The sequence below is a fragment of the Stenotrophomonas sp. UBA7606 genome (assembly GCF_002477705.1).
In the GTDB taxonomy this organism is placed as follows: Bacteria; Pseudomonadota; Gammaproteobacteria; order Xanthomonadales; family Xanthomonadaceae; genus Stenotrophomonas.
This window is the reverse complement of record NZ_DLJW01000061.1, coordinates 9775-21067: the sequence shown is the minus strand read 5'-3', so window position 1 is coordinate 21067 and position 11293 is coordinate 9775. Positions and strand designations below refer to the sequence as shown.

Here is an 11293-nt window from a genome sequence, read left to right as displayed (position 1 = left end):
TTCCTTACGGAATTGTTAGGTGCCGCCTCACGATGTTGCACAGAATGCCTCCCAGACCTCATCAACAATCCGTTGAAGATCAGTCATGGTTGCAGCGCTGACAACAGGATTTGGCAAGTGTATGTCGTAGAACCCGCGACTGTACCCCGGGCTTGATTGTAGCCTAGCGGCTATCTCTTCGCATTTGAGCTTGGAAGGCTGATCCAATGCTACCCATAGCGTGATGCTGGCTTGGTCAATGCTCGCGAAGTGCGCGAATTTATCTGATCTTTCTAGCGTAGGCAGAAAGTAGCGCGGCGAAACTCCAGGCTTTCTGAGCCTCGACACTTTCTTGATGCCACGAAATTCGGCCTCCGATGAGGCAAGGATTACCACGTTGATCGGGAGCGGCATGCTCATGCAGCACCTAACTCGTATTGGACCGCCTAACAGCGGTGTAGCGCGGAGTATCCCGCGTTTTTTCCCTGCGTGGAACAGGGCAGATTCCCCCGCTGGATCAAATGTTTGTGTTCGAATGCTCGGCGTTCTACACAGGGGTCTCGGCCAGCAATAACCGCCAGCTAGCGGTCATAACAGATAGCGACCGCTTTGTTGCGGTGTAACAACCTGCGGAGGGCCGTGGTGGTGGCATGCATAGGCGACTCCTGTGCCTGTCCTTAAGTACCCAAGCCTGGGCAAACGCCGCTTCACTCCACCTGTCGCACCTGCGCCTGCTCGGCTGCATTCCGCAGCGCTTGTAGAAACCTTGCCAAGGGCGCGCTTTGTGGCTCGCCGTCGCGGGTGTAGACCATTACCGGCCGTTGCCACGCAAACCCGGGTGCATCCAGCTTCACCCAATGGCCGGCAAGCAACTCGGCCTGCGCCAAACGGCTGGGCAGCAACGTGAGATAGCCGCCGTCGCGGATCATCGCGCGCATGAATTCCGGCGAGCCGCTTTCCATCGTGTTGAGTGGTGGTTCAAGGCCGGCTTCGTGGAAGCGTTGCCGGAACGCGGCCTCCACCGCGCCCAGGCGCCGTCCGAATATCCAGGCCTGCTCGAGCAACTGTGCCGGCGTGATATCGCGTTGCCGCGCCAGCGGGTGGCGCACGCTGGCGAGCACACGGTATTCATCGTGCATCAGCACGTCACTCTTGATGCGCGGGTCCGGGTCGCCGTCGCCGAAGGTGTGCAGGGTGACCACCGCGTCCAGCTCGCGCGCCAGCAGGTTGGGCAGCAGCTCGGGGAGGATGCCGCCGCTGACGTGGATGCCGATCTTCGGCCAGTGCCGGCGCAGGGCCAGCACTGCCGGCGCCACCAGCGAGCCGGCGGTGCTGGGGCCGGTGCCGATGCGCACTTGTCCCTCGGCGCCGGTCTGCAGCTCCTGCAGGCGGTCCTCGAAGCGGCGCACCGCGTCGTGGGCGGGCTGGGCGTGCTCCATCAGCAGGCGGCCCACGTCGGTGAGCCGCGCTTCGCGGCTGCCGCGCTCGAACAGGCGCGCGCCCAGTTGCTGCTCCAGCGCCTGGATGCCCTTGCTCAGGGCCTGCTGGGTGCGGCCGGTGGCCGCGGCGGCGCGGGTGAAACTGCCGTGTTCAACCACGGACAGGAAGTAGCGGAGCTGGCGTAGATCCATGGTGGGTGCGCTGTAACAACCAATGGTTGTGGATCGTACGCGAATTGGTTGGCGGTTGCCGGGGCAGGGCGCTGATAGTCGGGCTATCGCAATCTCCCGGGAGGGGAACCATGGCCAGCCGCAACGCCGTCAAACAGTGGGACCAGCAGTACGACCTCGTCATCGCCGGCTTTGGCCTGGCCGCCATGTGCGCCGCCATCGAGGCGCATGACCTGGACCCGAACCTGTCCATCCTCATCCTGGAAAAGGCCAACGAGGCCGAGACCGGCGGCAACAGCCGGGTGGCCGGGCAGTCGTTGCTGATCACCAAGAACGCCAAGGTGCTGGCCGAGTACCAGCGCAAGATGAGCGTGGCCAACCCGATCCCGGAAGATATGCTGGTGCCGTGGTCCGAGGCGATGGAAGCGCTGGAGCCGTGGATCCAGGAGCGCGCCGCCCAGGCCGGTGCGCAGTTCATCCATGGCACCGGCTTCTCCGAGCGCGATGCGGTGCTGGAGTTCCCGGAGTTCGGTGCGCGCGAGGCTGTGCATTGCACGGCCACCATCCTGCCGATTCCCTCGGGCGTGTACCTGGCCTTCCGCGAGAACATCCGCCTGCGTCCGCGCATCCAGATTGCCTACGAGTCGCCGCTCAAGGACCTGGTGCAGGACCCGGATACGCTGGAAGTGTTTGGTGTCATTGCCGAGCAGAACGGCCAGCGCGTGGCCATCCGTGCCAACAAAGGCGTGGTGATGGCCACCGGCGGCTTTGAAGCCAACCTGGACATGCAGCGCAATTACTTCGGCCTGGCCAACCCGGCACCACTGGGCACGCCGCACAACACCGGCGACGGCATCAAGATCCTGCAGAAGGCCGGCGCCGATCTGTGGCATATGCGCAACCAGGGCCAGTCGGGCGGCATCTGGCCGGGCTTCAAGCCGGAGGGCTTCGTCAACGGCTTTCTGCGCAATTTCTTCTGGCAGAGCTTCAGCTGGATCGAGGTGGATGCGAACACCGAGCGCTTCTACAACGAAACCGCCGAGCTGCAGCTCACCCATTACAAGGAAAAGAAGCACGGCCATTGGGTGGACACCCCGCACTATCGTGCGCAGCCGGTGCACATGATCTTTGATGCCATCACCTGCCAGTACAACAAGCTGGTGGTGGAAGTGATGAGCTGGAACCCGGTGGTGCGCGGCTACAAATGGTCCGATGACAACTCGGCGGAAATCGAGAAGGGTTGGATCCAGCGGGCCGACACGATTGAAGAGCTGGCAGTGAAGATCAACCGTGATCCGGCCAAGCTGCGCGCGGAAGTGGAGCGCTACAACGCGGCCTGTGCGGCCAAGCACGATGCTGATTTTGGCCGCAACCCGGACACCTTGTTCCCGATTGCGCAGGCGCCGTTCTACGGCGTGCGTGTTGACCCGGTGATCGTCTGCACTGGCGGTGGCGCGCGCCGCAACATCAAGTCCGAGGTGCTGGACCACGATGGCAAGCACATCCCGCGCCTGTACGAAGCCGGTGAGATGGGCTCGATGTTCTCGGACCTGTACCAGAACGGCTCGTACCTGACCGAAGCGATGATCTCCGGCCGCGCGGCAGGCCGTGAAATCGTTGGTCTTGGCAACTGGGAGGGCTGAGCATGAAGGTTGCTACCCCCGCGATGAAGCTGGACGTGCGCATCAACGACGTCAAGGCCGAGGATGGCCTGCTGGTGATGGACGGTGTTGCCGGCATGCTGCCGTGCAAGACCAGCCTGACGCCGGCGGAGTTCCGCCAGATGATGAAGTTGGCACTGCGGCCCAGCGTGTTGGCGCTGCTGTTCAAGAAGTAAGCGCGGCAGCGCCGCGCAGCGCTGTCGCCTGAAGCGCTGCCTGAAGGCTTGAAAGCTTGCTTGAAGCCCCTCTCCCCCCGGGAGAGGGGTTGGGGAGAGGGTGAGGTGCGCAGCACCGTGCTGTTCTGCCCGAAGGCGGCATTGCACAAACCCGGGCGTAACAGCCCCTGACTCACCCGGTCGCTGTATTTACCAGGGGCCATGCGCTTCCCCGCAAGCGGACAAGCACAGGCGCAAGCTGCCTCAGGGCAGAGGCGAAAGCCAGAATCGACTCCGGCCCCAATCCAGCCGTTATCGATGGTTGCGCGACAGCACCATCGAGTACGCAAAACGTCCTGGCGGGTGCAGGCTGATGGCCACCAGCAGCAGGCGACCGTTGGTGTCGCGGTAGCGGCGCTGCACGCGCATCGCCGGCTCGCTCTTCTTGATGTCCAGCAGCTTGGCATCGGCCGCGTCGAACGAGGCGGCATCAAATACCTGCTCCACGCGCGACAGCCGGGTTGGATCGAGGAACCTGGCCAGTGCACGCGCCGCGCCGCTGACTTCCAGCAACTTGTCGGCAGGTACGCCGCTGCGCACCGGTATCAGCATCTCGGTCACCGCGATCGGCTCGCGGGTCTGTTCTTCCAGGCGCAGGCAGTGCAGGCGCAGGTAGTCCTTGCCTTCGTGCATGTCCAGGCGCTGCGCCATCGCCGCGTCGGCCTGCAGCCGATCGGCCTGCAGGACCTTCAAGCGGGTGGTATTGCCGTACTGCATCAGCAGGTCGACGGTGTCGATCTCGTGTTCATAGCGCATGGCCGCGCTCTGCGCGATCACGCGGGTACCTGCACCTGGCCGACGCTGTACCAGGCCGGCGCTGATCAGCTGCGCCAGCGCCGCGCGCGCGGTATGGCGGCTGACGCTGAAACGCTCGCACAATTCCAGCTCGGTGGGCAGCAGGGTACCGACGGCATATTCGCCTTTCTCGATCGCCGTCTGCAGCAGGTCACCCAGTTCGGCATAGCGGGGCTTGCTGCGTCGCGTACCTGTCATATGTACAGATCCTTGTTCAAAGTCTGAGCGAAAGTTCCTGCCAGCTGCGCTGCAGGGCGTCACGGTGTTCGGGGGCGGCGATGGCAATCAGGGCGCGGGCTCGGGCATGGACGTCGAGATGGCGCAGATCGGCTACGCCATGCTCGCTGACTATGCAGCCCGCATCCACGCGCGCCAGGCTCACTGGCCCCGCGGGAAGCATCGGGACAATCCTGCTTTCACCCTTTGGGGTGCTGGCAGGCAGTGCAATGATGCCGCGACCACCGGTCGATTGGCGAGCGCCCTGCAGGAAATCCGGCAGGCCACCCACGCCACTCAGTTGGCGTCCAGACAGGAATTCGCCGTTCACCTGGCCCAGCAGATCCACCGACAACGCGCTGTTGATGGCAGTCAGGCGCGGAATACCGCCCAGCACGCCATGGTCGTGGGTATGGCCCACCTCACGGAACATTATGTTGCGCGGCGCAATGCCGTACAGCGCCTGTGTACCCAAGGCGACGCCGGCCACCACCGCATCCGGTGCAGGCGACAGGGCGCCGGATTCCAGCAGGCCGAGTAGACCGTCGGACACCATGCCACTGTGGATGCGCAGGTTGCGGCGCTCGCGCACTGCCCGCAGCACCGCCGATTGCAGGCGGCCCAGGCCCAATTGCAGGGTGGCGCCGTCGTCCACCAGCGTTGCCACCTGCTCGGCCACCGCATCCATCGCGGCATCGCCAGCGGGGTCCGGAATTTCCAGCAGCGGCGCGTCCTGCTCGATGGCAGCGGTGATGCGTGACAACGGGATGGAAGGCCCACGTGTGCGCGGCATGCGCGGGTTGATATGCGCAAGCACGCGTGTGGCCCGCGGCCAGGCGGCCGGGGTGAAGTCGCAGGCAATGCCCAGCGAGCAGTTGCCGTCCTCATCGGGCGGTGCCACCTGCACCAGCACGGTATCGAAGGCCACGCTTTCGCGCAGCCAGCGCCAGGTGGCGGTATAGGTCATGGGCAGGTAGTCGACGCGGCCCTCCAGCCACGAGCTGCGCAGGTCGCCGCTCAGGAAAATGCTGCGCTGGCGCGCCTGCGGGTGCAGCCCGGCAAAGTCGAAGGTATTGACCGTGGGGATGTGCACGCCGGTGAAGCGCAGGCCGGCGCAGCGCTCGGCACCGGCGCGCAGCCACTGTTCAAACAACAGTGAATGGCCGGCACAACCGGGCGCGAAGATCTCGGGACCCTGCGCGAGGTAGTCGAAGAAAGTGTCGGCATCCAGAATTCGAGGCATGGGCACAGATTGCGGGCTTCGGGAAACGGATCATATGATATGTCCGGACAAAGTCGGTTATGCTCCTTTCACGCGGTTACCGTTCCACCTTCCCGAAAACCCGCTGCGGCGGGCCAGCAACGAGACCCTGACGCGCGATGACCACGCCAGCCGCCAGCCTTACCGAACAGCTTGCACAACGCCTGCAACAGCCGGTGGACGCCGCCGCGCGGCAACGTGCGGCCTTGCTGCTGGTGGATTGGCTGGGGTGTGCGCTGGCGGCCCTGCGTTACCCGCTGGCAGCGCAGCTGCGCAGCGTGGTGCAGGCACAGGCGGCCGGCACAGTGGTGGCGCTGGGTGCTGGGCGCCGTAGCCCCGCCGATGCGCTGCTGCTCAATGCGGCATTGGGCAATGTGCTGGAAATGGATGATGTGCACCGCGGCGCCATCCTGCATCCTGGTCCGGTAGTCATACCGGTGGCCCTGGCTGCGGCGCAGGCCGAAGGCGCCGATGCCGATGCCCTGCTCGATGCCATCGTGCGCGGCTACGAGGCCACCATCCGCGTCGGCCGGGCGCTGGGCAAGGCGCACTACCGCTACTGGCACCCAACCTCCACTGCGGGCGCGTTTGGCGCCGCCGCTGCCGCCGCATCGGTGTTGCGCCTGCCGGCCGAATCGCTGGCCGATGCGCTGGGCACCGCGGGCAGCCGTACCGGTGGCCTGTGGCAGATGCGCCACGAGCCGGTGCCGACCAAATCACTGCACAACGCCGAAGCCGCACGCAGTGGCTGGCTGGCGTCGCAGTTGGCGGTGGCGGGCGTGCGTGGGCCGCGCAGGATACTGGAAGGCGAACAGGGCCTGTTTGCCGCAACCGCGCCGGATGCCGTGCCGGAACAGGTGGTTGCCGACGAGGCCGACTGGCTGATCCACAGCACCAGCCTCAAGCCCTGGCCGGCCTGCCGCCACGCCCATCCGGCCATCGATGCCCTGCGTGATTCGCTGGCGCAGCTGGATGCCGGCGAGCTGGCGCAGATCGAGCACGTGCAGGTGCATACCTATGCCGAAGCCCTGCGTTTCTGCGATCGTCCGCAGCCACAGACCGAGCTGGAAGCCAAGTTCAGCCTGCAGCACGCGCTGGCCTCGATCCTGGTGCATGGCCGCCCGCAGCTGGCGCATTACACCGCCGAAGCCTGCAGCGATGCCGAGCTCGCACCGTGGTGCGCGCGCATCAGCCTGCACGAGGACGCCGCCTGCAGCCAGCGTTTCCCCACGCATTACGGTGCCAGCGTGCAGGTGCGGCTGGCCGATGGCCGACAACTGCAGGCCGAGCGCATCGATGCCTGGGGTGACCCCGAGTGCCCGATGTCGGCCGAGGATGTATTGGCCAAGGCACTGGCGCTCGCCCAATGGGGAGGGGTATCGGCGGGCCTGGCGCAACCCCTCTTTGGGCAGGTGCAGGCGCTGGCCCAGGGCGGCACTCTGGACGCCTTGAACACGATGTTGGCGCGGGTGACCTGATGCGATTGACCGAAGCCTTGTTGCAGCACGCCTGCACGCTGCGTTTTGAAGACCTGTCCACCGAAGCGGTGGCGGCAACCCGTGTCTTCGTGATGGACTCGGCCGCGGTCGGTATTTCCGGCTCCGGCCCGCAGGTGCCCCTGACCCAGGTGGTACGCCGCAGCGCTGCCAGCTATGGCAAGGGGGCCGGCGCGCGGGTCTGGGTGACCGGCGAGCCCTTGCCGGCCGCCAGCGTGGCGATGGTCAACGGCTACCAGATCCACAGCCAGGAATTTGATTGCGTGCACATGCCGGCGGTGGTGCATCCGCTGGCGGTGATCCAGTCGGCCCTGTTGGCAGCGGCCGAACAGCGCGCCACTGTCGATGGCGTGGTGGTGGACGGCAAGGCCTTGATCACCGCGCTCAACGTGGCGGTGGATGTGGCCACCCTGATCGGCATCAGCGGCCGTGCACCGATGCGCTTCTTCCGCCCGTCGATGTGCGGTGCACTGGGTGCGGCGGCAGGCATCGCGCACCTGCACGGGGCCGATGAGGAGTTGATGCGACGCGCGCTCGGCCTGACCTACAGCCACCTGTCCGGCACCATGCAGGCGCACGTGGAAGGCTCGCCCACCCTGGCCCTGCAGGTTGCCTTGAATGCGCGCGCCGCGCTGAGTTGCTGGGAGCTGGCGCGCAATGGCTTCCCGGCGCCGCGCGAGATGCTGGAAGGTCCGTTCGGCTACCTGCCGTTGATTGAAGGTGAGTTCGACGTCGGCCCGTCGCTGCGGAAACTGGCTGCGGGCGAAGCGCAGATCCTCACCGTCAGCCACAAGGTGTTCCCCACCGGCGGTGCCGCGCATGCCGCCCAGGACATGCTGATGGAGTTGCGCCAGCAGCACGGCCTGGATCTGGACAACGTCGCCCGCATCGAACTGCAGGCGCCGCCCTTGGTGCGCCGCCTGGTTGGCCGCAGCTACCAGCCGGCGATGGAAACCAGCTACGCGCGGCTGTGCCTGCCGTTCCTGCTGGGCACCGTGCTGCTGGATGGCAAGGTCGGCTTGTCGGCCTATGCGCCGGACAAGCTGGCCGATACCCGCCTGGCCGCCTTCGCCACGCAGGTCAGCCTGGTGCCGAACGACTGCGAAGACCCCAATGCGTTGGTGCCGCAGTCGATGACGGTCACCCTGCGCGATGGCCAGATGCTGCACAACCACCGGGATGCCGCCATCGGCTCGCCGCAACGGCCGCTGTCGCGCGCCCAGCAACTGGAAAAGTTCCACCACTGCCTTGACCACGCCGCGCGTCCGTTCGATGCCGGCCACCGCAATGCCCTGATCTCCCACTTCGACCATCTGCAGGACATCGACGATGTCAGGCGGCTGGTCGACCTGCTGATTGTCGAGACCCCATGACCTACGCCACCTATTTCGAGTCGTTCGATGTCAAGGAGCTGCTCAAGCAGTTCCCGCTGGACCAGGCTTTCACCGACAAGTTCAAGAACATCAGCCGCGAGGAACTGCGCGCCGAGCAGAACGCGATGTTCCTGCGTTGCGTGGCCCGCGCCTGGCAGATTCCGTTCTACCAGCGCCTGTGGGGCAATGCCGGGGTCAAGCCGGAAGACATCCAGAGCCTGGATGACATCACCAAGCTGCCGGTGTTCGGCAAGCACGAAATCATGGCCTCGGTAGAAGCCAATCCGCCGCTGGGCGATTTCCACGGCTGGCAGGACGGCACCGAGGCGGGCAACAAGCCGCTGGTGTTCCACACCACCTCCGGCACCACCGGCCGCCCGCAGCCGCTGGTGTTCTCGCCGCATTCGCGCGAAGTGCAAAGCCTGCTGCTGGCGCGCCTGTACCGCTGGCAGGGCATGCAGCCTGGCGACGTGGTGCACTCGGTGTATGGCCACGGCATGATCAACGGCGGCCACTACGTGCGCGAAGCGGTGACCCATTACACCCAGGCGCTGTTCTGCTCGGCCGGCACCGGCATCGAGATGCGCTCGGCGCAGCAGGTGCAGCTGATGAAGAACATGGGCGCCAACGTGATTGTTGGTTTTGCCGATTACATCAAGAAGCTGGCCGACGTGGCCCGCGAGAACGGCCTGGTGCCGGGCAAGGACATCCCGGTGCGGATGATCTGCGGCCACCTCGGCCGTGAATCGCGCGAGTCGCTGTCGGCGGCCTGGGGCGGGGTGGAGCTGTACGACTGGTACGGCGTGGGCGACACCGGCGCGATTGCCGGCCAGGGCCCGGACCAGGACGGCCTGTACCTGATGGAAGACGCGCAGTACGTCGAAATCCTTGACGTCGACAGCGGTGCGCCGGTGGCTGATGGCGGTACCGGCGACATGGTGGTCACCTGCCTGTACAAGGACGACATCTACCCGATCATCCGCTTCAACACCCATGACGTGACCCGCGTGCTGACCACGCCGTCGTCGCTGGGCATGAACCTGCGCCGCATCGAGGGCTTCCTCGGCCGCAGCGACAACATGGTCAAGATCCGCGGCATCAACGTGTTCCCGCAGGCGATGGCACCGGTGCTGGAAGAGCACGCCGCCTTTGCCGGCGAGTTCATCTGCGTGGCCAGCCGTGACGAAGGTGGCCGCGATGATCTGGCCGTGCACGTGGAAACCCGTGGCGCGCTGGATGACGCACAGCTGGCTGCGGAGTTTGCGGCATTGCTGCGCCAGCGCCTGGGTGTTGAGATGAGCATCGTGCTGGCCGCACCGGGTGCGTTGGCGCCGCTGACCGGCATCGAGGTGCGGCAGAAGCCGGTGCGCCTGATCGACAAACGTTTCGCTTGAGGAAAACCCCGTGAGCAAGGCCGACGCGTCATTGTTGAGTTCCGACCTGAGTACCCAGTCGGCCCTGCTTGCTTCCGGCGCAGTGAGCAGCAGCGAATTGATCACCCAGCAGCTGGCGGCCATTGCCGCCAGCCAGGCGCAGGTCAACAGCTATATCCACGTCGATGCGCAGGGCGCATTGGCGGCGGCAGCGGCCTCGGACCAGCGCCGTGCCAATGGCACCGCGCGTCCGCTGGAAGGCCTGCCGGTGGCGGTCAAGGACAATATCGACGTGGCCGGCATGGTCACCACCGCCGGCATGGAAACCCGCCGTCATGATGCCCCGGCGACGGACGACAACCCTGCGGTGGCGGCGCTGCGCGCGGCCGGCGCGGTGATCGTTGGCAAGCTCAACATGCATGAAGCGGCAATGGGCGCGGACAACGACAATCCGTTCTACGGCGCCTGCCATAACCCGCACCGCCACGGCTACACGCCGGGCGGCTCCAGTGGTGGCAGCGGCGCAGCGGTAGCCGCCGGCCTGTGCGCGGCCGCGCTGGGCACCGACACCATGGGTTCGGTGCGCATTCCGGCAAGCTACTGCGGCGTGGTCGGGCTGAAGCCAAGCTGGGGTGCGATCAGCACCCGTGGCACGGTGGCCTTGTGCCGGCGCCTGGACCATATCGGTCCGCTGACCCGCTCCGCACGCGATCTGCGCCTGCTGCTGCAGCTGATGACCGGGTTTGATCCGGCCTGCGCGCAGTCGCGCGCCATCCACTATGGCGCGCCCGAGACCACTGGTCTGCGCATCGGTGTGGTCGATTTTGGCGATGCCGCCGAGGTGGCGGCGGACGTGCAGGCCGCCTTCGAGGACGGACTGCGGGTGCTGGTCGGGCTGGGGCATCGCTTGCAGCCATTGCCAGCGCCGGCGTTCGCCTCGGCCCGCGCTCGCCGTGCCGGGCTGTTGATGAGCGAGGCCGAGATGCTGGTCGAGCATGCCGATGCCTGGGCCGGTGATCGCAGCAAGTTCTCGCCGTTGCTGGTCAAGCTGATGTCCTGGGCCGAGGGCCGCAGTGCCGCCGAGCTGGCCGCCGCCGCGCAGCTGGCCGACCGCGGCCAGGTGCAGTTGCAGCAGTGGTTGGCGCAGTGCGATGTACTGGTGATGCCGACCGCGCCGCAACGCGCATTCGCCTTCGGGCAGGCGGCACCGGCCAGCCAGGCCGACCTTACCGCCTACGCCAACCTGGCCGGCAATCCTGCGTTGTCAGTGCCCTTGCCGGTCGCCGCCGGCGAACTGCCGGCCGGCATGCAGCT

Annotated in this window: 9 protein-coding genes; 6 read left to right on the top strand and 3 right to left on the bottom strand. The window is 66.1% G+C overall.

The window, feature by feature from the left end:
• Nucleotides 1–686: 686 nt before the first annotated feature.
• A complete protein-coding gene (locus tag B2527_RS08345) occupies nt 687–1610 on the bottom strand; it encodes a LysR family transcriptional regulator (protein ID WP_293707832.1) in 924 nt (307 codons plus the stop codon).
• A 110-nt stretch (nt 1611–1720) separates the two neighbouring features.
• Between B2527_RS08345 and B2527_RS08340 the strand changes: the two genes are divergently transcribed.
• Together B2527_RS08340 and B2527_RS08335 are read left to right on the top strand one after the other, a co-directional pair.
• Entirely contained in the window at nt 1721–3232 is a 1512-nt protein-coding gene (locus B2527_RS08340) for an FAD-dependent oxidoreductase (protein ID WP_293707831.1), read from the top strand.
• A gap of 2 nt (nt 3233–3234) precedes the next feature.
• A complete protein-coding gene (locus B2527_RS08335) occupies nt 3235–3426 on the top strand; it encodes a hypothetical protein (RefSeq protein WP_057626798.1) in 192 nt (63 codons plus the stop codon).
• 291 nt (nt 3427–3717) lie between these two features.
• Here B2527_RS08335 and B2527_RS08330 read toward each other — a convergent pair whose 3' ends face one another.
• Both B2527_RS08330 and B2527_RS08325 read right to left on the bottom strand, forming a co-directional pair.
• On the bottom strand, nt 3718–4458 hold the full coding sequence (locus B2527_RS08330) for a GntR family transcriptional regulator (RefSeq protein WP_293707828.1): 741 nt from the start codon (nt 4456–4458) through the stop codon (nt 3718–3720).
• Between the two features lie 16 nt (nt 4459–4474).
• Nucleotides 4475–5719 carry an acetyl-CoA hydrolase/transferase family protein gene (locus B2527_RS08325; protein ID WP_293707827.1) on the bottom strand — a complete coding sequence of 415 codons (1245 nt, stop codon included), beginning with the start codon at nt 5717–5719 and terminating at the stop codon, nt 4475–4477.
• A gap of 137 nt (nt 5720–5856) precedes the next feature.
• Here B2527_RS08325 and B2527_RS08320 point away from each other — a divergent pair, with 137 nt between their 5' ends.
• The 4 genes from B2527_RS08320 to B2527_RS08305 form a co-directional block, all read left to right on the top strand.
• On the top strand, nt 5857–7215 hold the full coding sequence (locus B2527_RS08320; RefSeq protein WP_293707826.1) for an MmgE/PrpD family protein: 1359 nt from the start codon (nt 5857–5859) through the stop codon (nt 7213–7215).
• Nucleotides 7215–8606 (top strand): MmgE/PrpD family protein, encoded by a 1392-nt coding sequence (locus B2527_RS08315; protein ID WP_293707824.1) that lies wholly within the window; start codon nt 7215–7217, stop codon nt 8604–8606. The genes B2527_RS08320 and B2527_RS08315 overlap by 1 nt, the downstream gene beginning before the upstream one ends.
• Nucleotides 8603–10000, top strand: coding sequence for a phenylacetate--CoA ligase family protein (locus B2527_RS08310; RefSeq protein ID WP_293707822.1), 1398 nt, complete (start codon nt 8603–8605; stop codon nt 9998–10000). The genes B2527_RS08315 and B2527_RS08310 overlap by 4 nt, the downstream gene beginning before the upstream one ends.
• A 10-nt stretch (nt 10001–10010) precedes the next feature.
• Nucleotides 10011–11293, top strand: a 1283-nt coding sequence (locus tag B2527_RS08305; RefSeq protein ID WP_293707820.1) for an amidase, incomplete at its 3' end; no start/stop codon positions are given.

Bases quoted from the DNA above. Each gene is read 5' to 3' on its own strand.
- B2527_RS08345 (WP_293707832.1), bottom strand. From the start codon at position 1,610: ATGGATCTACGCCAGCTCCGCTACTTCCTGTCCGTGGTTGAACACGGC.
- B2527_RS08340 (WP_293707831.1), top strand. From the start codon at position 1,721: ATGGCCAGCCGCAACGCCGTCAAACAGTGGGACCAGCAGTACGACCTC.
- B2527_RS08335 (WP_057626798.1), top strand. From the start codon at position 3,235: ATGAAGGTTGCTACCCCCGCGATGAAGCTGGACGTGCGCATCAACGAC.
- B2527_RS08330 (WP_293707828.1), bottom strand. From the start codon at position 4,458: ATGACAGGTACGCGACGCAGCAAGCCCCGCTATGCCGAACTGGGTGAC.
- B2527_RS08325 (WP_293707827.1), bottom strand. From the start codon at position 5,719: ATGCCTCGAATTCTGGATGCCGACACTTTCTTCGACTACCTCGCGCAG.
- B2527_RS08320 (WP_293707826.1), top strand. From the start codon at position 5,857: ATGACCACGCCAGCCGCCAGCCTTACCGAACAGCTTGCACAACGCCTG.
- B2527_RS08315 (WP_293707824.1), top strand. From the start codon at position 7,215: ATGCGATTGACCGAAGCCTTGTTGCAGCACGCCTGCACGCTGCGTTTT.
- B2527_RS08310 (WP_293707822.1), top strand. From the start codon at position 8,603: ATGACCTACGCCACCTATTTCGAGTCGTTCGATGTCAAGGAGCTGCTC.